We start from the raw sequence: 21,662 nt of genomic DNA, 5'->3' as shown, positions 1-21,662 counted from the left end.
GCTCCCTGCTGGTATCCGAATCCCCGGCCCGGCTATTCGGGCCATAACCGCCGTAACAGAGCCCTTGCAAGGGGTGTTGCGCGCAGTCTCGACCAGGCAGTCGAGAAATGGGTGGTTAGGGAGATATAGCAGCCAGCCCGGAAGCAACCAGATGGCTTTCTGGGTTAATCCTTTGGTAGGTAAACCTCAGCGAAGCCCCAGTCGGCGGGCCAATCGGCTCAGATTTGCTCGGTCCAGACCCAGCTCTCGCGCAGCTGCCGCCCAGTTGTCCTGATGGCGTTGCAGGCAGGCTTCGATCACCTGGCGCTGGTAGATATCAACGGCTTCGCGCAGGCCGCCCTCGGGCAGCTCGGCCACGGGTGGCGGGGCTATGGTGGAGGGCAGGGCGCCGGCGGTTGGCGGCGATACGCGCAGGTCCAGGTCGGTGGCTTGCAGGGTGAGGATGCGTGGCCGATCTGGGTGCTGGCCCAGCGCCTTGAGCGCCGAACGGCCGATCAGGTGTTCCAGTTCGCGCACGTTGCCTGGCCAGTCGTAGGCAAGCAGCGCGGCCTGCGCTTCGCTGCTCAGGCGCAGGCTATTAAGACCCAGGCGCGAACGGTTCTGTTCGAGGAAGTAGCCGGCCAATAGCAGCACATCGCGCCCACGTTCGCGCAACGGCGGTACGTGCAGCGGGTACACGCTGAGGCGGTGGTAGAAGTCGGCGCGGAAGTTGCCGTTGCGTACTTCTGCCGCCAGATCGCGGTTGGTTGCAGCGATCAGACGCACATCCACCCGGTGCTCGCGGTCCGAGCCCAGGCGTTGCAGTTGGCCGCTTTGCAGCACGCGCAGCAACTTGGCCTGTACCGTCAGCGGCAGTTCGCCCACTTCGTCGAGGAACAGCGTGCCGCCGTTGGCCAGCTCGAACTTGCCCCGGCGCTCGCCGTGCGCACCGGTGAAGGCCCCGCGAACATGGCCGAACAGTTCGCTTTCCACCAGGGTGTCGGGCAGCGCGGCACAGTTGAGGCTGACCAATGGCTTGTCGGCGCGGTTGCTGGCCTGGTGCAGGGCCTGGGCCACCAGCTCCTTGCCAACGCCGGTTTCGCCGGTGATCAGTACGGTCAGCTCGCTAGCGCCGACCAGGCGGATTTCTTCCACCAGGCGCTTGTGCGCCGGGCTCTGGCCAATCAGCTCTTTGTCCTGGCCGCTGGCCTGGCGGTAGATCTCGGCGCGGTGGTGTTCATCTTCGGCGCGCAGGGCAAGGTGCTCGATGCGTTCGGCCACGGTCACCGTGGCGGCGGCCAGGCTGGCGAAGGCCTGCAGGGCATCCAGCTCCAGGCTCTGGAACTGCCCTGGGGTGAGTGCATCGAGGGTAACCAGGCCCCACGGGCGCTCATCGACCATCAACGGGCAGCCCATGCAGTCGTGCACCTCAAGGTCGGCATCCGGGGCATTGACCAGGCCGTCGTAGGGGTCGGGGAGTTCGGAGTCGCTGGCGAAACGGGTGGGTTCCGGGCGGCTGAGCAATATCTGGAAGCGTGGGTGCTCGCTGACCCGAAAGCGCCGGCCCAAGGTGTCGGGGCTCAGGCCATCAACCGCCAGCGGCACCAGCCATTCACCATCCAGGCGCAGCAGCGCGGCGGCATCGCACGGCAACAGGCTGCGCATGGCCTGCAGCAGGCGGCGGTAGCGTTCCTGGTCGGGCAGGTCGCGTGACAGATCACTGACCAGGGGCAGAAGGGCGGTAAGCAGCGGCTTTGCAGTCATATGGACTCCTGTTGGTCAATATGACTATACGCTGCGCTGGGTCGTTTTGACATGGTCGGCTTCAACCCCCTGATTTTACTGGTGATAAAAGTTGGCACGATTGCTGAAATAGTCATGGCAGTCATTTGAAGCCACAGGCTCAGGAGTTGTCGCAATGCTCAATGCCGAACAACGTGCAATCATCAAGGCCACTGTACCCCTGCTGGAAAGCGGCGGCGAAGCGCTGACCACCCACTTCTACAAGATGATGCTCAGCGAATACCCCGAGGTACGCCCGCTGTTCAACCAGGCCCACCAGGCCAGTGGCGACCAGCCCCGTGCCTTGGCCAACGGCGTGCTTATGTATGCCCGCCATATCGACCAGCTGGAGCAGTTGGGCGGCCTGGTCGGGCAGATCATCAACAAGCACGTTGCCTTGCAGATTCTGCCGGAACACTACCCGATCGTCGGCAGCTGCCTGCTGCGTGCCATCGAGGAAGTGCTGGGCAAGGAAATCGCCACCCTTGAGGTGATCGACGCCTGGGCTGCGGCCTATGGCCAGCTGGCCGACATCCTGATTGGCGCTGAAGAAAACCTTTATAAAGAGAAAGAACAGGCCGAGGGCGGCTGGCGCGGTACCCGCGAGTTCCGCCTGGTTCGGCGTGAGCAGGAAAGCAGTGAGGTCGTGTCGTTCTACTTTGCCCCGGTGGATGGCAAACCGGTGCTCAAGGCTGAACCTGGCCAGTACATTGGCCTGAAGCTGGATATCGACGGTGCCGAGCAGCGCCGCAACTATTCCCTGTCGGCGCTGTGCGATGGCAAGGAATACCGTATCAGCGTCAAGCGCGAGGCGGGCGGCAAGGTTTCCAATTACCTGCACGATGAGCTGGTGGTGGGCGAAACCCTGCAACTGTTCCCGCCTGCCGGTGATTTCACCCTGGCAGCCAGCGACAAGCCGTTGGTGCTGATCAGTGGGGGCGTGGGCATTACCCCGACCCTGGCGATGTTGCAGGCGGCACTGCAAACCCAGCGTGAGGTGCATTTCATCCACTTTGCGCGTAACGGTGCGGTGCACGCCTTCCGTGACTGGATCGATGGCCTGGCGGCGCGTCATCCACAGCTCAAGCGCTTCTACTGCTATGCCGAGGCGCAGGAGGGCGCTGCGGCGGATGCGGTCGGCCTGCTGAGCGAAGACCTGCTGGCCGAATGGCTGCCGCAGGAGCGTGATGTGGATGCCTACTTCCTTGGGCCCAAGGGCTTCATGGCGGCGGTGAAGCGCCAGTTGAAGGCGCTGGGTGTGCCAGAGCAGCAGAGCCGTTACGAGTTCTTCGGGCCGGCGGCCGCCCTGGAGTGATGTAGCGCCTGTGCTGGCCTCTTCGCGGGCACGCCCGCTCCCACAGGGATAGCGCAGCTTTCAAAGCCTGTGCAGTGCTTGTGGGAGCGGGCGTGCCCGCGAAGAGGCCAGCACAGGCAATACACACTTCCTGCCTATATATAAGGAAAGATGAAAGCGCGCTCACCGCTTTCATCATTAATCCTGCGTTAATCACGGTATCCTTCACTCCCGGGTGTCGAGGGGCTTGCCCCTGTGCGGCACCCGGGCAGCAGCTTTTTTGCCGCCCGGCGTTGAACCGACCTCGTTGCGGCCGGTCTCAGCCTCACCGGATAGCCCTGCGCAGTGCTATCGCGCCGCTTCCTCGACACGCCCAGCGTGTAGACTTGCGCCCAGGCAAGCGGACCACGCTGCCACTATCCATCGAAGGAACCGGCAATGAACGAACAAACATCGCGCCTGAATCGGGAACGGCGCTTTCTGGTGCTGTTGGGCCTGATCTGCCTGTCGCTGATCGGCGGCGCCCTCTATATGCAAGTGGTGCTGGGCGAGGCACCGTGCCCGCTGTGCATCCTGCAGCGTTACGCGCTGCTGTTCATTGCCGTGTTCGCCTTCATCGCCGCAGCGATGCCCGGGCGCCGCAGCCTGACCTTCTTCGAGGCCATGGTGGTGCTTAGCGCAATTGGCGGAATCATTGCAGCCGGCAACCATGTGTATATACTCGCCAACCCCATGGTCAGCTGTGGCATCGACACCCTCCAGCCGATCGTGGACGACCTGCCGCTGGCCAAAGTCTGGCCGCTGGCGTTCCAGGTCGATGGCTTCTGCAGCACGCCTTACCCACCGATCCTCGGTTTGTCGCTGGCGCAGTGGGCACTTGTGGCGTTTGTGCTGACCGCCATCCTGGTTCCGCTCGGCATCTACCGCAACCGACGTCAGGGTTAGACAAAAGTCCTGAATTGCATGTGGTCTTTTACGCCGCACGAGAACAGCGAAAAGTTGCCCCCCGGTTGATCCAGATCAATCACGAAGCCTTGTAGAATGCGGCTTTGAGGGCTAGCAAGCGGGGTGCGACAAACTGTCGCGAAGTTGAATTATCGAGCAGCATTGTTACGCATTCTGTAAAAGACTGTTGCTCAATAAGTCATAGTCAAGGGTTGGCGACCTCACTACAATCGCCCCCAATTTCCGTTCGGCACTGCTTGCGAGTCGCAGGATTGAAGGAAGCCCCAGCGCTCCTTTTTGCTGACTTCGTCAAGTTTCGCCCAACGGCGATACCGGGCGGATACCCCTCCGCGTTTTCCCGCACCAAATGGACTTGGTCTGAAGTACAGGCCTGTTGCCTACGAAACCATAAGCACCGCTAACACGCTTGAAGCCAAGGTCCAGCAGTCGGACCCCAGGCCGGAGCGAGTACGGGCGCAAAATGCCTCACTTGGCAGGACGAAGTGTTGGCTACCAAAACACAAATTGCATTGAAGCAAGCTGATCTAGAGGTCGTGAGATGAGTAAAAAGCGTTACCCCAGACTGTTTGGCATATTGCCCGTTTTAGGCATGCTTTTACTCAGTGGGTGCAACTGGACCCTGCTCGACCCGAAGGGCCAGGTCGGCATTGAGCAAAAGAACCTGATCCTGATCGCAACCGGCCTGATGCTGCTGGTGGTGATTCCCGTCATCATCATGACCCTGGCGTTCGCCTGGAAGTACCGTGCTTCCAACAAGGCAGCCACCTACACCCCTGACTGGTCGCACTCGACCAAGATCGAGGCCGCGGTGTGGATCATCCCGATCCTGATCATCATCGCCCTGGGTTACGTCACCTACAAGTCCACCCACAAGCTGGACCCGTACCGTCCGCTGGATTCGGACGTGAAGCCGATCCAGATCGACGTGGTCGCACTGGACTGGAAGTGGCTGTTCATCTACCCGGAACAGGGCATCGCCACCGTCAACAAGATCAACTTCCCGGCTAACACCCCGGTGAACTTCCGCGTCACCTCCGACGCCGTGATGAACTCGTTCTTCATCCCGGGCCTGGGTGGCCAGATCTACGCGATGGCCGGCATGACCACCAAACTGCACCTGATCGCCAACGAGAACGGTGTGTTTGACGGTATCAGCGCCAACTACAGCGGTGCTGGTTTCACCGGCATGAAATTCAAGGCTACTGCCCAATCCCAGGCCGACTTCGATGCATGGGTCGCCGAGGTCAAGCAGTCGCCGTTGAAACTGGGCAAAGCCGAGTACGAAGCTCTGGCCAAGCCTAGCGAATACAACCCAGTCGCGCTGTACAGCGAGGCGCCAGCAGAGCTGTTCCAGACCATCGTCGACAAGTACGAAGGCATGAACCGCGGCAAGCCGGTCCACGAAGAAGCAGGCAGCAAAGATCTGGCCACAACCAAGGGTGTGGAATCGAGTATGCAACCAGCTGCCGGTGCAGAGGAGTAAGAGATGTTCGGTAAACTAAGCCTGGAGGCGATACCCTATCACGAGCCGATAGTCATGGTGACGCTTGCCATGATCGCGCTCGGCGGTATCGCTGTCGTCGGTCTTATCACCTATTTCCGCAAGTGGACCTACTTGTGGAGCGAGTGGCTGACTACTGTCGACCACAAAAAGATCGGCGTGATGTACATCATCGTCGCGATGGTCATGCTGCTGCGCGGCTTTGCCGACGCCATCATGATGCGTACCCAGCTGGCTGCCGCAACCGGTGGCTCCGAAGGCTACCTGCCGCCTGAACACTATGACCAGATCTTCACCGCCCACGGTGTGATCATGATCATCTTCATGGCGATGCCGTTCTTCACCGGCCTGATGAACCTGGCGGTTCCCCTGCAGATCGGTGCACGTGACGTTGCCTTCCCGTTCCTGAACTCCCTGAGCTTCTACCTGCTGCTGGCAGGCGTGCTGCTGGTCAACATCTCGCTGGGCGTTGGTGAATTCGCCAAGACCGGCTGGGTTGCCTATCCGCCGCTCGCGGGCATCCAGTACAGCCCTGGGGTGGGCGTTGACTACTACATCTGGGCGCTACAGCTATCCGGATTGGGTACGACGCTTACCGGCGTGAACTTCCTCGTTACCGTGATGAAGATGCGCGCACCTGGCATGAAGCTGATGGACATGCCGATCTTCACCTGGACCTGCACCTGGGCCAACGTTCTGATCGTTGCTTCGTTCCCGATCCTGACTGCTGCACTCGCGCTGCTGACTGTTGACCGTTATCTGGACTTCCACATTTTCACCAACGAGCTTGGTGGGAACCCGATGATGTACGTCAACCTGTTCTGGGCGTGGGGTCACCCTGAGGTTTACATCCTGATCCTGCCGGCCTTCGGCGTGTTCTCGGAAGTAACTTCGACGTTCTCTGGCAAACGCCTGTTCGGCCACCACTCGATGATCTACGCATCGGGCGCGATCGCCATCCTGGGCTTTGCGGTATGGCTGCACCACTTCTTCACCATGGGTGCCGGCGCCAGCGTCAACACCTTCTTCGGCCTGGCGACGATGCTGATCTCCATCCCGACCGGTGTGAAGCTGTTCAACTGGCTGTTCACCATGTACCAAGGCCGCGTGCGCTTCACCGCGCCGATGCTCTGGACCCTGGGCTTCATGGTCACCTTCTCCATCGGTGGCATGACCGGCGTACTGCTGGCCGTTCCGGGTGCTGACTTCGTCCTGCACAACAGCCTGTTCGTAATTGCGCACTTCCACAACGTGATCATCGGTGGCGCGGTATTCGGCTACATCGCCGGTTTCGCCTTCTGGTTCCCGAAAGCCTTCGGCTTCACCCTGAACGAGAAGTGGGGCAAAGCTGCCTTCTGGTTCTGGCTGTCGGGCTTCTACGTTGCGTTCATGCCGCTGTACGCCCTGGGCTTCATGGGCATGACCCGTCGTCTGAACCACTCCGACAACCCACTGTGGGAACCCTACCTGTACGTAGCCGTTGTCGGCGCCGTGCTGATCCTGTTCGGTATCGCTTGCCAGCTGATCCAGATCTTCGTTTCGGTTCGCGATCGCAAAGACAACATGGACGTCACTGGCGACCCATGGGGCGGCCGTACCATCGAGTGGTCCACTTCGTCGCCACCACCGTTCTACAACTTCGCTCACATGCCTGAGAAAGTTGGCCTGGACGCCTGGCACGAAGCCAAGGAAGCCGGCGTTGCGTACAAGGTTCCGGCCAAGTACGAAGCGATCCACATGCCGAGCAACACCTCCACCGGTCTGTTCATGGGTCTGTTCCTGACCGTGTTCGGCTTCGCCTTCATCTGGCACATCTGGTGGCTGGTGGGCGCGAGCCTGTTGGCAACCATCGCAGTCTTCGTTCGCCACGCTGCACGTGACGACCAGGGCTACATGGTTCCGGCCGAAGAAGTGGCGCGCATCGAAGGCGAGCGCATGCAAGCGCTGGCCAAAGCAGGTGTTCTGCCTGCCGGCGCACGTGTCGAATCGTTTGAGCGGGTGTAATCAATGTCCAGTCAAGTAATGCACGGCGGCGCTGCTCATGGTCACGACCATGGGCATGACGACCACCACCACGACTCGGGCCAGATGACCGTACTGGGCTTCTGGCTGTACCTGATGACCGACTGCATCCTGTTTGCGTCGCTCTTCGCCACCTACGCGGTGCTGTCCGGCAGTTTTGCCGGCGGCCCGTCGGGTCACGACATCTTCCAGCTCGACTTCGTAGCTGTTGAAACGCTGTTCCTGCTGCTGTCCTCGATCACCTTCGGCTTCGCCATGCTGAAGATGTTCGATGGCAAGAAAGCGGGCGTACTGGGCTGGTTGGCTGTGACCTTCCTGTTCGGTGCTGGCTTCATCGCGATGGAAATCTATGAATTCCATCACCTGATCGGCGAGGGCTTCGGCCCGCAGCGCAGTGGCTTCCTGTCGGCGTTCTTCGCCCTGGTAGGCACCCACGGCCTGCACGTGACTGCCGGCCTGATCTGGATGGCAATCATGATGTACCAGATCAACAAGCACGGCATCACGCCGACCGCCAAGACCCGCATGAGCTGCCTGAGCCTGTTCTGGCACTTCCTGGACGTGGTCTGGATCTGCGTATTCACCGTCGTTTACCTGCTGGGGGTTCTGTAATGGCTAACGCACACGACACTCATCACGAAGGTAATCACGGTAGCGTCAAGTCGTACATGATCGGCTTTGTCCTGTCGATCATCCTGACCGCGATCCCGTTTGCCCTGGCAATGACTGCCAGCTTGCCGAAGAACCTGACCGTTCTGATCATTGTTGCCATGGCCGTGATCCAGGTTGTTGTTCACCTGGTTTACTTCCTGCACATGGATCGCTCGAAAGAGCAACGCAACAACGTGTCGACGTTCCTGTTCACCGTACTGGTAATTGCACTGCTGGTCGGCCTGTCGCTGTGGATCATGTTCAACATCCACATCGAAATGATGGCCAAGTGAGGTAAGACTGCATGTCCGTTAAGCACTTTATCCAAATCACCAAACCGGGGATCATTTTCGGTAACGTGCTTTCCGTGGCAGGCGGTTTCTTCCTTGCCTCGAAGGGCCATGTGGATTTCGCCTTGTTCCTGGCGGTGGTGATCGGTACTTCGCTGGTGGTTGCGTCCGGATGCGTGTTCAACAACTGCATCGACCGTGACATCGACCACAAGATGGAGCGCACCAAGAACCGCGTCATGGTGCAGGGCGGCATGTCGCTGCCCCTCGCGCTGATCTACGCCACCCTGCTCGGGGTGGCGGGTTTCAGCCTGCTGTATGTCCAGGCCAACCCACTGTCGGCGTTCTGCGCGCTGATTGGCTTTGTTGTCTACGTCGGTTTCTACAGCCTGTGGCTGAAGCGTAAATCGGTGCACGGCACCTTGGTCGGCAGCCTGTCTGGTGCCATGCCTCCGGTGATCGGCTACTGCGCCGTGAGCAACAGCTTCGACCTGGCTGCAGTGACCCTGCTGGTGATGTTCAGCCTGTGGCAGATGCCGCACAGCTTTGCCATCGCCATCTTCCGCTTCAAGGATTACAGCGCTGCCAACATTCCGGTCCTGCCGGTGGCGCGTGGTGTTCTCGCGGCGAAGAAGCAGATTGTGCTGTACGTGCTGGCCTTCGTGCTCGCCACCTTGATGCTTACCCTCGGCGGTTACGCCGGCCTCGGCTACCTTGCCGTGGCGGCTGCCATGGGCCTGTACTGGCTGTACATGGCCTGGGGTGGCTACAAGGCCGAGGATGACAGCAAGTGGGCGCGCAAGGTGTTCGGCTTCTCCATCCTCACCGTCACTGCCCTGAGCGTGATGATGGGTGTGGACAGCCAGACTGCTGCGGACGTGCTGATGACCTACGCACGCTGAAATTGCTGCCTGTTTCACGAAAACCCCGGCCAGTGTGCCGGGGTTTTTTTATGGGGTTTTTCCTGTGCCGGCCCTTTCGCGGGCTTGCCCGCTCCCACAGGTACCGCGCAAGCCTAAGGGCTGTGGTTAACCCTGTGGGAGCGGGCAAGCCCGCGAAGAGGCCGGCACGGGAAAACATAAATCCCAGATTTTCAAAAAATACATCTGAAAAAATCTTACAAAACAGGAAATTGTCCTTTACAGCTATCCTGTTTCAGCACTATCTTCTGATCCAGGCCGCCACATCGGCCAACGTCGCTCGGACGGTTCCGGGCGCTTACGTACTCAGAGGAAGCCATGGCCAACCCAGGTTCGCCGCGCCGCTTTGCGCGCATCGATCGTCTCCCCCCTTACGTCTTCAACATCACTGCCGAGCTCAAGATGGCAGCCCGCCGCCGTGGTGAGGACATCATCGACCTGAGCATGGGCAACCCCGACGGCGCCACTCCGCCGCACATCGTCGAGAAGCTGGTGCAGGTCGCCCAGCGTGAAGACACCCACGGCTATTCCACCTCGCGCGGCATCCCGCGCCTGCGCCGGGCCATTTCCAACTGGTACAAGGAACGCTACGAGGTCGACATCGACCCTGAAAGCGAAGCCATCGTTACCATCGGCTCCAAAGAAGGCCTGGCCCACCTGATGCTGGCCACCCTCGACCAGGGCGACACGGTGCTGGTACCCAACCCCAGCTACCCGATCCATATCTACGGTGCGGTGATTGCCGGTGCCCAGGTGCGTTCCGTGCCGCTGGTGCCGGGTGTGGACTTCTTCAACGAGCTTGAGCGCGCCATTCGCGAGTCGATCCCCAAGCCGAAGATGATGATCCTCGGCTTCCCGTCCAACCCTACCGCGCAGTGCGTGGAGCTGGACTTCTTCGAGCGCGTGGTGGCGCTGGCCAAGCAGTACGGCGTGCTGGTGATTCACGACCTGGCCTATGCCGACATCGTCTACGATGGCTGGAAAGCCCCGTCGATCATGCAGGTGCCGGGCGCCAAGGACATTGCGGTGGAGTTCTTCACCCTGTCCAAGAGCTACAACATGGCCGGCTGGCGGATCGGCTTCATGGTCGGCAACCCCGAGCTGGTCAGCGCCCTGGCGCGAATCAAGAGCTACCACGACTACGGCACCTTCACGCCGCTGCAGGTTGCGGCCATTGCTGCGCTGGAAGGCGACCAGCAGTGCGTGCGCGACATTGCCGAGCAATATCGCCAGCGCCGCAACCTGTTGGTGAAAGGCCTGCACGAGCTGGGCTGGATGGTCGAGAACCCCAAGGCGTCGATGTACGTGTGGGCGAAGATCCCGCCGGAGTATGCACATCTGGGGTCGCTGGAGTTTTCCAAGAAGCTGCTGGCCGAGGCCAAGGTTTGCGTGTCGCCGGGGATTGGTTTTGGTGACTATGGCGATGACCATGTGCGCTTTGCCCTGATCGAGAACCAGGACCGCATACGCCAGGCCATTCGTGGCATTCGGCAGATGTTCCGGGCTGACGGCCTGGCCCGCAAGTAAGGCCGTTGGGGCCGCTTTGCGGCCCATCGCGACACAAGGCCGCTCCTACAGGAGTACGCGATCCCCTGTAGGAGCGGTCTTGTGTCGCGAAAGGGCTGCAAAGCAGCCCCCGACAGACTCAAAGGCTACCTTTCCGCCTGCAATCCCCCCGATCTGCCAATCTATCTTCAGCACTCATTTCTCACCAAAGAGATCCCCCATGAGTGTCTTCACCGCCTATTTCTGCGGCACCGGCTCGCACCGCTTCGACGACGCCAACCCCAACTTCTGGAATGGCGAACTGGTCTCGACCCTGGCCAGCAACGACCAGGGCCGCGAATTCGCCCACTGGATCGCCGTGGACGGCCCCGGCAGCGGCAACCTTCAGGATGACAACCTGTTCGTCGAACCCGGCGGCTACTTCAACTGGACCGGGCAGCTGTTCGGGCGCGGCTGGGAAGAAAACGTCAACCATGTGCTGCAAGTCATCAAAGGCGAAAGCAACTGGCAGCGCACCCAGCTCAGCGAGGATGAGTACCAGCGGCTGAAAGACGCTGGCGTGCCCATCCCGGACGCCACTTCCACTGCCTCCTGGTTCTGGCGCACTTATGACTATGGTCAGCGCACCCCAACACCGCAGGAACTTCAGGAACGCATAATCAGCATGTTCCGCAAGCCGCGCCTGCCCACCCAGGTCAACCTGGTGGGCTGGAGCAGGGGAGGGATCAGCTGCCACATGCTGGCCAACGCCATGGCGCAAGACCCGGTATTGCGGAACATACCGGTGAACATCTTTGCCATCGACCCTGTGCCCGGTGTCGGCAACGTGCAAACCGAGCGCGTTGCCTTGGCTGATAACGTTAAGGAATACGTTGGCTTCTACTCGCGAGATGAGCGTTCCAAAGGGTTTGCCTGCGTGGTCCCTGCCGTCGCGCAACAGACGCGGATATGCATCTACCCGATGCCAGGCCGACATGCTACGCTGGTTGGCAATGCTTCAGTGGATGGCGCCAGTGACGGCAAGGTACTGGCGGAACCGGGGCTGATCGTTCGCCATTTTGCCGAGGTGTGCCTGGCGCGCTGGGGCGTGCAACTGGACAAGCGGCTAGCGCTGGATGACGCTCAGTTGATGAAGTGCCACCAAGCCATGGCGGCCGCCGACAAGCAGTATCAGGCCATGCGCAGCCAGTCCTACACCGTGCTCACCGAGGGCGAAGCAAACGACCGTCTGGTGCATTGCGGCTCAGCTCGCACCCAGTTCAGCAAGGTGCAGGGCGATGATTACGACCCAAGCGCGGGCCTTGCCTTGCAGCGTTGGGATGCCACTACTTACAAAGCGATCTGCTAGGCGTAGCAGGCGGCCGGATCGGCGGCGATTTTTTTTGCATTGCCCCTCTATCCAGCCGCCCCTGCTTGGATTAAAAATGGCGCCGCGGGCTCAGCCCCGATAACAACAACCTTTCCCCTCCGTGGCATCATGTCTGAATATAACCCTTGCCTTGACTGCGGCGCCTGCTGCGGGTACTTCCGTGTGTCCTTCTTCTGGGGCGAATGCCAGTCGGCCGGGGGCGTTGTACCGGACGACCTGGTGGTACAGATCAACCCCACCCGCGTTGCCATGATCGGCACCGATGCCAAGCCCTGCCGCTGTGTCAGCCTTGAGGGCGAGATCGGCAAAGAGGTGGCTTGTACCATTTATGCCAACCGTTCCAGCCCGTGCCGCGAGTTTGATGCCTCGTGGGAGGGTGGGGTGCATAACCCCAGCTGTGATGATGCGCGGGCGGCGTATGGGCTGCCGCCGCTGACTCCGCCGGGGGCCAATGAACCGCATTGGCCGGATGATGGGGCTGAGGTGGCCTGAAGCGTTTTCGCTAGCCTGCACTGGCCCTATCGCCGGCAAGCCAGCTCCCACAGGTACTGCACAAGGCTCAGGTCCTGTGGGGGCCTTGTGGGAGCTGGCTTGCCGGCGATAGGGCCATCAGCTGCAAGAAGATTTTGAATCTTGAAACCAAATGCTTCAGGTTGTCAGGGGTTAGGAATTATCCTACGACCTCAGTCGGATGGCGTCTGATAGGCAAGTACACATCCCGGAGATAAGGTTCCTGCGTCGCCATATTAGGTGGCCGGGTGTGAGAAGCCCGAAGTCGGGGTTGCCTCTTAAACTACATCCGAGATGACTATGACTAGCTTCGTACCTGATCCACCCATTACCGACCTCACCTACCAAGCCGCCAAGTCCCAGGCCACCCAGGTCATGGACCACCTCTCCAGCACCATCCTCCAATACCTCGACGCCGAAGCCCCAGCCCTGCGCTCCAGCCTGCTGGAAGCGATGTCAGCCCAGACCGACCTGCTACAAGCCCTGCTGGCCCACATGAAAGCGCAGGAGGCCAACGCATGAGCGACCACCTGAAATCCCGCACCACCGCCGGCGTGGAGAAATTCCTCGAGCTGTACCGGGTAGAGCCGGGCGTGCCGCTCGATCTGGCATTTGATGAGTTATCGGTGCTGATCGGTTGCATCAAGCACCTGAACGAAGAGGCCGAGATGGAGGGCGACAAGCTCGCTGGCAGCGCAGCGCGGATTCTGAGTGCCATGGCCAAGGCGCTGATCAATGATATGGAAGTGGGGTTGAATCGGGGGGATTGAGTATTGGTCCGATGAGCCTGTCGGGCGGGCCAGTAGCGGCTGACAGGTGCATGCCTTGATGTGTTCGGCGCCTGTGAGATCGAGCGCCGCCCGCGCGGCGCTTCGCGGGACAAGCCCGCTCCCACATTTGTTGCAACGTGGCCATGCCTGTGGAAGCAGCGTTGCCCGCCTGGGTGCATGTCTCAAGACAGGTGGGCAGCGGATGCGCCAGTCGAGAAGTCCAGTCAGGGCAACCAGGCTGACAACCATGGCCTGACAGGTTCGGCACGTTGCAACAAATGTGGGAGCGGGCTTGTCCCGCGAAGCGCCGCGCGGGCGGCGCTCGATTTCAGCACCACCTCCAAGCCCAAGGCAGGCACCTCTCAGAAGCACCCCGCCCCAAGACCTGCCCCACCCACCCCACTTGAAGTTAAACTGTCATCTCCCCAGCAATGGACAGGAGATCCGGCGTGACCCCACCCCGCAGTTTCCCCAGTGACCTCTGCCTAGACAGCCCGCGCCTGCACTTGCGCCCCATGCGCCATGCCGATGCCGCGCAATGGCTGGCGATCATGGCCGACCCCGAGGTCATGCGTTATTGGCACCATGCCCCCTGGCAAGACCTGGCCGAGGCCGAAAGCGCCCTGGCCGCCGACCGCGAAGCCTATGCCAATGGCGACCAGCTCAAGCTCGGCATGTACCGCCGCGACAACGGCGAGCTGATCGGCATGGTCCAGCTGTTCAATATCGACGACATTTCCCGCCGCGGCGAAATCGGCTACTGCCTGGCCAGCGCCGTGCAGGGCAGGGGCTACATGGACGAAGCGCTCACCTGCTTCATCGACTACCTCGCCCACACCCTGCACATGCGCCGCCTGGAAGGCGAAATCGACCCGCGCAACCAAGGCTCGGCACGCACCCTGGAGCGCCAGGGCTTCGTGCTCGAAGGCACCCTGCGGGCGCGTTGGTGCGTCGCTGGCGAGTTGTCCGATTCGGGTATCTATGGCCTTCTGCTAGAGCCCCCGGTTGCCTAGGAAATGACTCCCTTGCCTGTTTTCTACTTGAGCATCAGCCTGCTGCTGTATCTGCTCGCCCTGTTCTTCGACGGCGCGCTGATGAGCGGCGATCGCCACATGCCGGCCCTGCAGATGTTGCTGTACGGGCCATGGGGCGTGCCCTTCGGTTTGCACCAATGGTTTGCCAGCCCGCTGCTGGCCCTGGCCATCCTTGCCCATCGGCGCTTTCGCCGGCTGGCATTGTTGGCCGGGTTGGCGGCGGCGTACCTGGCGGCCAGCAGCTTCGGCATCACCCGTTTGCCGGATAACCAGACTTATGAATTCCACGACTTGACCGGTTTCGGTGCCGGCTTCTACCTGTGGCTGGCGGCAATGGTGGTGTTCTGCATGGGCCAGGCGTGGCACTGCTGGAAGGCGCGTAGCGCCGACGACATGCCGGGATGGAGCTGGCTGGACGTGGCGTTGATTGCGGCACTGGGCGTGGCCTTGTATACGGCGACGCAGATGCCCTCGTTGCGCTTCGAGCCGGGCAAGGTGCTGATGCCCCCTGAGCAGCCGCAGACGCTGTAACATCCACAAGGAGGATTCGCATGATCAAGTATTACCTGGCAGGCCTGGCACTGGCCTGCGTGCTGCCAATGGCGGTGGCGGACGACTACACACCGGCCTATGGCCAGTGCATGGACAAGGCTTCCAGTACCGTGGCCATGAGTGAGTGCATCCGGGCCGAGACGCAGGTGCAGGACCAGCGCTTGAACCGGGTGTACAAGCAACTGATGGGCAGGCTGGACGCCGGGCAGCAGAAGAGCCTGCGCGATGTACAGCGCAAGTGGCTGGCCTACCGCGATGGCAATTGCCAGTTCCATGTACAGGCCAGTGGCGGGACCATGGCGCAGCTGGAAGGTGGCAGCTGTCTGATGGACATGACCCGCGACCGCGCGGCGGAGCTGGAGCGGGTGCTTAGCCCGGGGCAGTGAGTTGTCTGTACTGGCCTCTTCGCGGGTAAACCCGCTCCCACAGGTGCTGCGCAGGCTTCGGGGTTACGCTGTACCTGTGGGAGCGGGTGCCCGCGAACACCGGCAACGCCGGTGCCATCCACCGCGCTGGATTCTTCGCGGGCATGCCCGCTCCCACAGGTTCTGTGCAGGCTTCGGGGTTACGCTGTACCTGTGGGAGCGGGCGTGCCCGCGAACACCGGCAACGCCGGTGCCATCCACCGCGCTGGGTTCTTCGCGGGTGAACCCGCTCCCACAGGTTCTGTGCAGGCTTCGGGGTCACGCTGTACCTGTGGGAGCGGGCGTGCCCGCGAACACCGGCAACGCCGGTGCCATCCACCGCGCTGGATTCTTCGCGGGCATGCCCGCTCCCACAGGTTCTGTGCAGGCTTCAGGCTCATGCAATACCTGTGGGTTTTACTTGCGCGGTTCGCGCAGCGCCCGGGCCTTGAGGTATTCGCGCACTTCCACGGCATCGCCGGCAAACTCGATGCGTTCGGCCTTGGCGTCGCGCTGGTAGGCATACATCGGGTCGTAGTACTCGTTCAGCAAGCCTTCTATCCAGCCCCGGTGCAGGTCCACCGCGCCGCTGCGCTGCTGCTCGTCCAGAGCTTCGCGCAGAATCGCTGACAAGCGCTGATAACGCTCGCCGCCCAAACGCTTGTAGATGTTGGCCATGCTTTGCAACATGCGCTCGGCAAACAACCGGCGGCCGTCTTCCTCGCCATGCACGCTGACGAACTCGGCACTCAGGTTGACCACGTAATCACGCAGAATACGCTCCACACGGTTGGCAAAGCTGTCCTCCAGCCACACCAGCGGGTACTGCTGCATGCCCTGGTACAGCTCCAGCGGCACCGTGCAGCTGCCAACGATGCGGCCTTCATCTTCCAGCACGAACTGCTCGACTCCACGGGCGCGCTTCTTCAGCACGTCGATGGCCAACTGGTTTTCGAAGTCGATCTGCGCCGGCTGCGCGGTGGCGCGCTTGCCGAAGCTGGAACCGCGATGGTTGGCATGGCCCTCAAGGTCCAGCACATTGCCCAGTTGGTGCAGCACATCGGTCTTGCCGGTGCCGGTCAGGCCGCCCACCAGCACGAAATCGCATTGCTCTACCGCCTGCTGGGTAGTCTCCAGCAGGAAGGTACGCATGGCCTTGTAGCCACCCTTGATGCGCGGGTACTGGATGCCCGCCTCATCACGCAGCCAACCCTGCACGATCTGCGAGCGCAGGCCACCACGGAAGCAGTACAGGTAGCCTTCAGGATGGGCCTGGGCGAACGCCGCCCAGGCCTCCAAGCGAGCCTGTTTGGTGGCGCCGCTGACCAGCTGGTGGCCCAGGGCGATGGCGGCGGCCTGGCCCTGTTGCTTGAAGCAAGTGCCAACCTTCTGCCGCTCCTGGTCGTTCATCAGCGGCAGGTTGACCACGCCGGGGAAGGCGCCCTTGGCGAATTCGACGGGCGCGCGCATGTCCATCATCGGCACATCATTGAGGAACAGTTGGCCAAAGTCGGTGCAGTCGGGGCGCATCAGATCACCTCGACCGCGTGGCTCTGTCGCTCGACCAGCTTACCGATCGGCGCCAGTTGCAGACCCAGCTCGGCCGCCACGGCAAGGAACTCGGCTTCGCCCTCCGGAGCAACTGCCACCAACAGGCCGCCGCTGGTCTGCGGGTCGCACAGCAGGTGTTTCTGCTCGTCGCTGAGGGCGCCAATCTTGTGGCCGTAGCTGTCGAAGTTGCGCAGGGTGCCGCCCGGGATGCAGCCCTCGGCCAGGTAGTGGTCGACGCTGGGCAGGCGCGGTACGGCGGCGTAGTTAAGGTGCGCGGTAAGGCCGCTGCCTTCAGCCAATTCGACCAGGTGGCCGAGCAGGCCGAAACCGGTGACGTCGGTCATGGCCTTGACCCCGTCGAGCTTGCCGAAGCGGCTGCCGGGGGTGTTGAGGGTGCACATCCAGTCGCGGGCCAGGCCCTGGTCCTGTTCCCGCAGCTTGGCCTTTTTCTCGGCCGTGGTAAGGATGCCGATGCCCAGTGGCTTGGTCAGGTACAGCTGGCAGCCCGCGCTGGCAGTGTCGTTGCGCTTGAGGTGGCGCTTGCTGACCACACCGGTAACGGCCAGGCCGAAGATTGGCTCGGGGGCGTCGATGGAGTGGCCGCCGGCCAGTGGAATACCGGCTTCGGCGCACACCGCGCGGCCACCGCGGATCACTTCGCGGGCGACTTCCGGTGGCAGTACGTTGACTGGCCAGCCGAGGATGGCGATGGCCATCAGTGGGTCGCCGCCCATGGCGTAGATGTCGCTGATGGCGTTGGTGGCGGCGATGCGGCCGAAGTCGTACGGGTCATCGACGATCGGCATGAAGAAGTCGGTGGTCGAGACCACGCCGCGCTCGTCGTCCAGCGCGTACACGGCAGCATCGTCACGCGAGGCGTTGCCGACCCACAGCTTCGGGTCCAGGGCCTGGGTACCGCTTTCGGCGAGGATCACGTCCAGCACCTTGGGGGAAATCTTGCAGCCACAGCCGGCACCGTGGCTGTACTGGGTCAGGCGGATCGGCTCGCTCATACGCACCTCGGCAGGTCGAATTGTTGCGCGAGTGTAGCAAAGCTGGCCATTGCGCCTGTGCCTCTTATACTTCCCGTTGTCGGCGGATCAGTCGGCGGTTTTGTTGGCATTGTCCCGCTCTTGAACCGGAGAACACCCATGCTCAAACGCCCCTTGGCGCTCGCCGCCGGCCTCGTGCTGTCCTGCTGTGCCGTTGTCGTCCAAGCCGCTGAAACACTGCGGGTCAGCGCCATCCCCGACGAGGCGCCAACCGAACTGCAGCGCAAGTTCAAGCCGTTGGGCGAGTACCTGGCCAGGCAATTGGGCATGGAGGTGAAATTCGTACCGGTGGCCGATTACCCGGCCGTGGTCGAGTCGCTGGCCGCCGACCGGCTGGACCTGGCCTGGCTGGGCGGCTTCACTTTCGTCCAGGTGCACCTGAAAGACCCGACCGCCACGCCCCTGGTACAGCGTGAGCAGGACGCGCAGTTCACCTCCAAGTTCATCACTGCCAACCCCGAGGTGAAGAGCCTGGCCGACCTCAAGGGCAAGTCGTTCGCCTTCGGTTCCATTTCGTCTACTTCCGGCAGCCTGATGCCGCGTTATTTCATGCTCAAGCAGGACAATATCAAGCCTGAGGACTACTTCAGCCGCGTGGCCTACTCCGGCGCGCATGACGCTACCGTGGCTTGGGTGCAGGCGGGCAAAGTCGATGGCGGCGTGCTCAACGCCAGTGTGTGGCAGAAGCTGGTGGATGCCGGCAAGGTCGATACCGCCAAGGTGAAAGTGTTCGCCACCACCCCGACTTACTTCGACTACAACTGGACCGTGCGCGGCAACATGGCCCCGGCGCTGAAAGAGAAAATCAAAAAGGCCTTCCTCGACCTCGACCCGGCCAACCCCGAGCACAAGGCAATCCTTGACCTGCAGGCCGCGAGCCGTTTCATCGAGACCAAGCCTGAGAACTATGTGGGCACCGAACAGGCTGCGCGCGAGGCCGGCCTGCTCAAGTGACTGCTTCGAACGCGGCAATCCATCTGCACGGCGCCAGCCTGCGCCATGGCCAGGTGCGCGCGCTTGACGCGGTCAACTTGCGCATCGGGCAGGGAGAACGCGTCGCCATCATCGGGCCGTCGGGGGCGGGCAAGTCCAGCTTGCTGCACCTGATGGCCAGCGCAGTCCAGCCCAGCAGTGGGCGCCTGGAATTGCTGGGTGAACAGCCCTGGGCGTTGTCTGCCCGGGCGCGCCAACGCCTGCGTGCCCACGTTGGCCTGGTGCATCAGGCGCCGCCCTTGCCGCCACGCCAACGGGTGGTCACGGCGGTGCTGGCCGGGCGTCTGGGGCAGTGGAGTGTGCTGCGCGGTTTGCTCAACCTGCTGTACCCCTGCGATGTAGCAGGCGCGCGCCAGGTATTGGCCGAGCTGGGCCTGGCCGACAAGCTGTTCGTGCAGTGTGGGCAATTGTCCGGTGGCCAGTTGCAGCGGGTGGGCATTGCCCGTGCGTTGTATCAACAACCGCAGCTGCTGCTGACCGACGAACCGGTGTCAGCCATGGACCCGGTGCTGGCCGACCACAGCCTGGCCTTGCTCAACCGCCATGCCCAGGCCAACTGCGTGACCCTGGTGGCCAGCCTGCATGCGGTGGAGCTGGCGCTGGCGCATTTCCCGCGTGTGGTCGGGGTCCGCGAAGGGCAGGTGGCGTTCGACAGCCCGGCCAGCGCGGTGACCAGGCCGATGCTGGATGCGCTGTACGCCAACGAACAACTGGCTTCGCCGCCAACCCAGTGGCCAACCCTGACCGTGCAGATTCCGCGATGCTGAGTGCTGATACCCGCGACCCGGCGTTACTGCCGCGGTTGCTGCTGACCGTGCTGGCCGTGGCAGTGCTGTGGCCGGGTATCCAGTTGAGCGAACTCAACCCCGGGGTGCTGCTGCAGGCCGAGAACCGGCAGCAGATCGCCAGTTTCACCAGCGCCTTCTGGCCACCGGCATACGATGCCGATTTCCTTGCGCTGTTGTACGAAGCCACTTTGCAGACCCTGGCCGTGGCCACTGCCGGCATGGCGCTGGCTTTGTTGCTGGCGATTCCGGCCGGCCTGCTGGCCAGTCGTGCCTTGTCGTTACGTGCCGCCTCCCGGGGCGGGCGGGCCGGGTTGTGGTCACGCGTGTTGCGCCTGCCGGTGCGCGGGTTGCTGATTTTCCTGCGCAGCGTGCCGGAAATCGTCTGGGCGTTGCTGTTCGTGCGTGCTGTGGGGCTGGGGCCGACGGCGGGTGTGTTGGCCATCGCCATCACCTATAGCGGCATGCTGGGCAAGGTCTACGCGGAGATTTTCGAGTCGGTCGACCAGCGCCCGGTGCATGCCTTGTTGCAGGCGGGCAGCGGCCGGTTGGCGGCGTTCCTCTACGGCATCCTGCCCAATGCCGCCTCCGAGGTGGTGTCGTACACCGTGTACCGCTGGGAATGCGCGGTGCGGGCTTCGGTGGTAATGGGGTTTGTCGGCGCGGGCGGCCTGGGCCAGCAGATCGACCTGTCGATGCGCATGTTTGCCGGTGCTGAAGTGGCGAGCATGTTGCTGACCTTCCTGTTGCTGGTGATTCTGGCCGACCTGCTCAGCCGCCTGCTGCGCTGGAGGCTGGCATGAACCGGGCAATCAACCTGTTGTTGCTGGGCGCCATCGTGGCGGCGGTGGTGGCGTCGTTCGCCTATCTGGAGCTGGACATGCACGCGCTGGTAGGCAACGGCGGGCTGGGGCAGATGGGCGAGTATGCCGGTCGCTTCCTGCATCCGGACTTGTCTGCCGGGCACTTGAAGGCGGTGTGGCGCGGGGCGCTGGAGACCCTGGCCATGTCCGGGCTGGGCACCTTGTTGGCGATGGTGCTGGGGATGTTGCTGGCACTGCCGGCGGCGGGCCGTTTCGGTTGGCCGTTGCAGGGGGCCGCTCGCTTGCTGCTGAATGCCCTGCGGGCCATTCCCGAACTGGTGTGGGCCGCGTTGACCGTGCTGGCGGCCGGGCTTGGGCCGAACGCCGGTACCTTGGCCTTGGCGCTGCACACCGCTGGTGTGCTGGGGCGTCTGTTTGCCGAGGCGCTGGAGAACGCGCCACCGGAGCCTGCTGCGGCGATCCGCTTGCAGGGGGGTAGCCAGGTGGCGGCGTTCTGCTTCGGTACCTTGCCCAACCTGTGGCCGCAGTTGCTGGCCTACAGCTTGTACCGCTGGGAGAACAACATCCGCATGGCCAGCGTGCTGGGGTTTGTCGGGGCTGGTGGGTTGGGGCAGATGCTGTATACCACCTTGAGCCTGTTCCAGGAGGCCCAGGCCAGCACAGTGATCATCGGCATGCTGGTGCTGGTGTTGCTGGTGGATGTGCTGAGTGATGTGTTGCGCCAGCGTTATGTGCGGGCCTGACCGATAGCCGGGGCCGCGTTGCGGCCCTTTCGCGACACAAGGCCGCTCCTACAAGAGATCGCGACCCCCTGTAATCGATGGACTCGCCCCCGCCGAGGCATCACAGTGCCACGGTGGCGTTCAAAGAAGCCAACGGCAGCGAGGGCGAGACCATGAAAAAGCAT

General features: G+C 62.3%; 22 protein-coding genes. 19 read left to right on the top strand and 3 right to left on the bottom strand.

What is annotated here, in order from left to right:
* Window positions 1-186 precede the first annotated feature (186 nt).
* Entirely contained in the window at window positions 187-1,743 is a 1,557-nt protein-coding gene (norR, locus tag ACIQUI_RS11035) for a nitric oxide reductase transcriptional regulator NorR (protein WP_403198159.1), read from the bottom strand.
* Window positions 1,744-1,897: 154 nt separating this feature from the next.
* Here norR and hmpA point away from each other — a divergent pair, with 154 nt between their 5' ends.
* The 15 genes from hmpA (at window position 1,898) to ACIQUI_RS10960 (ending at window position 15,532) form a co-directional block, all read left to right on the top strand.
* Window positions 1,898-3,076, top strand: a complete 1,179-nt coding sequence (hmpA, locus tag ACIQUI_RS11030) for an NO-inducible flavohemoprotein (RefSeq protein WP_403198156.1) — start codon at window positions 1,898-1,900, stop codon at window positions 3,074-3,076.
* A gap of 417 nt (window positions 3,077-3,493) precedes the next feature.
* The gene (locus ACIQUI_RS11025; RefSeq protein ID WP_403198153.1) at window positions 3,494-4,000 is read left to right on the top strand and encodes a disulfide bond formation protein B; all 507 of its coding nucleotides are present in this window, start codon (window positions 3,494-3,496) and stop codon (window positions 3,998-4,000) included.
* Between the two features lie 559 nt (window positions 4,001-4,559).
* Window positions 4,560-5,504, top strand: a complete 945-nt coding sequence (cyoA, locus tag ACIQUI_RS11020; protein WP_403198150.1) for a ubiquinol oxidase subunit II — start codon at window positions 4,560-4,562, stop codon at window positions 5,502-5,504.
* A gap of 3 nt (window positions 5,505-5,507) precedes the next feature.
* Entirely contained in the window at window positions 5,508-7,526 is a 2,019-nt protein-coding gene (gene cyoB / locus ACIQUI_RS11015; RefSeq protein WP_403198147.1) for a cytochrome o ubiquinol oxidase subunit I, read from the top strand.
* A 3-nt stretch (window positions 7,527-7,529) separates the two neighbouring features.
* Window positions 7,530-8,156, top strand: coding sequence for a cytochrome o ubiquinol oxidase subunit III (gene cyoC / locus ACIQUI_RS11010; RefSeq protein WP_403198145.1), 627 nt, complete (start codon window positions 7,530-7,532; stop codon window positions 8,154-8,156).
* Complete coding sequence (gene cyoD, locus ACIQUI_RS11005) at window positions 8,156-8,488, top strand: cytochrome o ubiquinol oxidase subunit IV (protein ID WP_391124354.1); 333 nt, start codon at window positions 8,156-8,158, stop codon at window positions 8,486-8,488. The genes cyoC and cyoD overlap by 1 nt, the downstream gene beginning before the upstream one ends.
* 11 nt (window positions 8,489-8,499) lie before the next feature.
* The gene (cyoE, locus tag ACIQUI_RS11000; RefSeq protein WP_014861450.1) at window positions 8,500-9,387 is read left to right on the top strand and encodes a heme o synthase; all 888 of its coding nucleotides are present in this window, start codon (window positions 8,500-8,502) and stop codon (window positions 9,385-9,387) included.
* Window positions 9,388-9,723: 336 nt separating this feature from the next.
* Complete coding sequence (gene alaC / locus ACIQUI_RS10995) at window positions 9,724-10,932, top strand: alanine transaminase (protein WP_201198563.1); 1,209 nt, start codon at window positions 9,724-9,726, stop codon at window positions 10,930-10,932.
* A gap of 199 nt (window positions 10,933-11,131) precedes the next feature.
* On the top strand, window positions 11,132-12,259 hold the full coding sequence (locus ACIQUI_RS10990) for a hypothetical protein (protein WP_403198141.1): 1,128 nt from the start codon (window positions 11,132-11,134) through the stop codon (window positions 12,257-12,259).
* A 129-nt stretch (window positions 12,260-12,388) separates the two neighbouring features.
* Window positions 12,389-12,772 carry a YkgJ family cysteine cluster protein gene (locus ACIQUI_RS10985; protein ID WP_201198567.1) on the top strand — a complete coding sequence of 128 codons (384 nt, stop codon included), beginning with the start codon at window positions 12,389-12,391 and terminating at the stop codon, window positions 12,770-12,772.
* 318 nt (window positions 12,773-13,090) lie between these two features.
* Window positions 13,091-13,312: a hypothetical protein gene (locus ACIQUI_RS10980; protein WP_403198137.1), complete on the top strand. Its 222-nt coding sequence runs from the start codon at window positions 13,091-13,093 to the stop codon at window positions 13,310-13,312.
* Window positions 13,309-13,560: a DUF3077 domain-containing protein gene (locus ACIQUI_RS10975; protein ID WP_403198135.1), complete on the top strand. Its 252-nt coding sequence runs from the start codon at window positions 13,309-13,311 to the stop codon at window positions 13,558-13,560. Before ACIQUI_RS10980 ends, ACIQUI_RS10975 begins: the two co-directional genes overlap by 4 nt.
* Before the next feature lie 449 nt (window positions 13,561-14,009).
* Complete coding sequence (locus ACIQUI_RS10970) at window positions 14,010-14,573, top strand: GNAT family N-acetyltransferase (protein WP_266028538.1); 564 nt, start codon at window positions 14,010-14,012, stop codon at window positions 14,571-14,573.
* 12 nt (window positions 14,574-14,585) lie between these two features.
* Window positions 14,586-15,125, top strand: a complete 540-nt coding sequence (locus tag ACIQUI_RS10965; protein WP_403198132.1) for a hypothetical protein — start codon at window positions 14,586-14,588, stop codon at window positions 15,123-15,125.
* A 20-nt stretch (window positions 15,126-15,145) separates the two neighbouring features.
* Window positions 15,146-15,532 carry a lysozyme inhibitor LprI family protein gene (locus ACIQUI_RS10960; protein ID WP_403198129.1) on the top strand — a complete coding sequence of 129 codons (387 nt, stop codon included), beginning with the start codon at window positions 15,146-15,148 and terminating at the stop codon, window positions 15,530-15,532.
* Between the two features lie 435 nt (window positions 15,533-15,967).
* On the opposite strand, the gene mnmH is transcribed toward ACIQUI_RS10960, so the two are convergent.
* Both mnmH and selD read right to left on the bottom strand, forming a co-directional pair.
* On the bottom strand, window positions 15,968-17,080 hold the full coding sequence (gene mnmH / locus ACIQUI_RS10955; protein WP_403198126.1) for a tRNA 2-selenouridine(34) synthase MnmH: 1,113 nt from the start codon (window positions 17,078-17,080) through the stop codon (window positions 15,968-15,970).
* Entirely contained in the window at window positions 17,080-18,114 is a 1,035-nt protein-coding gene (gene selD, locus ACIQUI_RS10950) for a selenide, water dikinase SelD (RefSeq protein ID WP_403198123.1), read from the bottom strand. The genes mnmH and selD overlap by 1 nt, the downstream gene beginning before the upstream one ends.
* Before the next feature lie 138 nt (window positions 18,115-18,252).
* Here selD and ACIQUI_RS10945 point away from each other — a divergent pair, with 138 nt between their 5' ends.
* The 4 genes from ACIQUI_RS10945 to phnE are packed head-to-tail and all read left to right on the top strand — an operon-like array spanning window position 18,253 to window position 21,498.
* Window positions 18,253-19,107, top strand: a complete 855-nt coding sequence (locus ACIQUI_RS10945) for a putative selenate ABC transporter substrate-binding protein (RefSeq protein WP_403198120.1) — start codon at window positions 18,253-18,255, stop codon at window positions 19,105-19,107.
* Entirely contained in the window at window positions 19,104-19,913 is an 810-nt protein-coding gene (locus ACIQUI_RS10940; RefSeq protein WP_403198117.1) for a phosphonate ABC transporter ATP-binding protein, read from the top strand. The genes ACIQUI_RS10945 and ACIQUI_RS10940 overlap by 4 nt, the downstream gene beginning before the upstream one ends.
* Window positions 19,907-20,734 (top strand): PhnE/PtxC family ABC transporter permease, encoded by an 828-nt coding sequence (locus ACIQUI_RS10935; protein WP_403198114.1) that lies wholly within the window; start codon window positions 19,907-19,909, stop codon window positions 20,732-20,734. The genes ACIQUI_RS10940 and ACIQUI_RS10935 overlap by 7 nt, the downstream gene beginning before the upstream one ends.
* Window positions 20,731-21,498, top strand: a complete 768-nt coding sequence (phnE, locus tag ACIQUI_RS10930) for a phosphonate ABC transporter, permease protein PhnE (protein WP_403198111.1) — start codon at window positions 20,731-20,733, stop codon at window positions 21,496-21,498. The genes ACIQUI_RS10935 and phnE overlap by 4 nt, the downstream gene beginning before the upstream one ends.
* Window positions 21,499-21,662 lie beyond the last annotated feature (164 nt).

Origin of the sequence: Pseudomonas sp. NPDC090592 (assembly GCF_044769185.1) — a bacterium.
Lineage (GTDB): Bacteria > Pseudomonadota > Gammaproteobacteria > Pseudomonadales > Pseudomonadaceae > Aquipseudomonas.
The sequence above is the reverse complement of the archived record's forward strand: the minus strand, read 5'-3'. Positions and strand labels throughout refer to the sequence as shown.

What these genes read in the sequence shown, in the direction of transcription:
- phnE (WP_403198111.1), top strand. Translation starts at nt 20,731, where the DNA reads ATGAACCGGGCAATCAACCTGTTGTTGCTGGGCGCCATCGTGGCGGCG.
- cyoE (WP_014861450.1), top strand. Translation starts at nt 8,500, where the DNA reads ATGTCCGTTAAGCACTTTATCCAAATCACCAAACCGGGGATCATTTTC.
- ACIQUI_RS10980 (WP_403198137.1), top strand. Translation starts at nt 13,091, where the DNA reads ATGACTAGCTTCGTACCTGATCCACCCATTACCGACCTCACCTACCAA.
- ACIQUI_RS10990 (WP_403198141.1), top strand. Translation starts at nt 11,132, where the DNA reads ATGAGTGTCTTCACCGCCTATTTCTGCGGCACCGGCTCGCACCGCTTC.
- selD (WP_403198123.1), bottom strand. Translation starts at nt 18,114, where the DNA reads ATGAGCGAGCCGATCCGCCTGACCCAGTACAGCCACGGTGCCGGCTGT.
- ACIQUI_RS10945 (WP_403198120.1), top strand. Translation starts at nt 18,253, where the DNA reads ATGCTCAAACGCCCCTTGGCGCTCGCCGCCGGCCTCGTGCTGTCCTGC.
- ACIQUI_RS10960 (WP_403198129.1), top strand. Translation starts at nt 15,146, where the DNA reads ATGATCAAGTATTACCTGGCAGGCCTGGCACTGGCCTGCGTGCTGCCA.
- cyoC (WP_403198145.1), top strand. Translation starts at nt 7,530, where the DNA reads ATGTCCAGTCAAGTAATGCACGGCGGCGCTGCTCATGGTCACGACCAT.
- ACIQUI_RS11025 (WP_403198153.1), top strand. Translation starts at nt 3,494, where the DNA reads ATGAACGAACAAACATCGCGCCTGAATCGGGAACGGCGCTTTCTGGTG.
- ACIQUI_RS10975 (WP_403198135.1), top strand. Translation starts at nt 13,309, where the DNA reads ATGAGCGACCACCTGAAATCCCGCACCACCGCCGGCGTGGAGAAATTC.
- mnmH (WP_403198126.1), bottom strand. Translation starts at nt 17,080, where the DNA reads ATGCGCCCCGACTGCACCGACTTTGGCCAACTGTTCCTCAATGATGTG.
- cyoA (WP_403198150.1), top strand. Translation starts at nt 4,560, where the DNA reads ATGAGTAAAAAGCGTTACCCCAGACTGTTTGGCATATTGCCCGTTTTA.
- alaC (WP_201198563.1), top strand. Translation starts at nt 9,724, where the DNA reads ATGGCCAACCCAGGTTCGCCGCGCCGCTTTGCGCGCATCGATCGTCTC.
- norR (WP_403198159.1), bottom strand. Translation starts at nt 1,743, where the DNA reads ATGACTGCAAAGCCGCTGCTTACCGCCCTTCTGCCCCTGGTCAGTGAT.
- ACIQUI_RS10935 (WP_403198114.1), top strand. Translation starts at nt 19,907, where the DNA reads ATGCTGAGTGCTGATACCCGCGACCCGGCGTTACTGCCGCGGTTGCTG.
- hmpA (WP_403198156.1), top strand. Translation starts at nt 1,898, where the DNA reads ATGCTCAATGCCGAACAACGTGCAATCATCAAGGCCACTGTACCCCTG.
- cyoB (WP_403198147.1), top strand. Translation starts at nt 5,508, where the DNA reads ATGTTCGGTAAACTAAGCCTGGAGGCGATACCCTATCACGAGCCGATA.
- cyoD (WP_391124354.1), top strand. Translation starts at nt 8,156, where the DNA reads ATGGCTAACGCACACGACACTCATCACGAAGGTAATCACGGTAGCGTC.
- ACIQUI_RS10985 (WP_201198567.1), top strand. Translation starts at nt 12,389, where the DNA reads ATGTCTGAATATAACCCTTGCCTTGACTGCGGCGCCTGCTGCGGGTAC.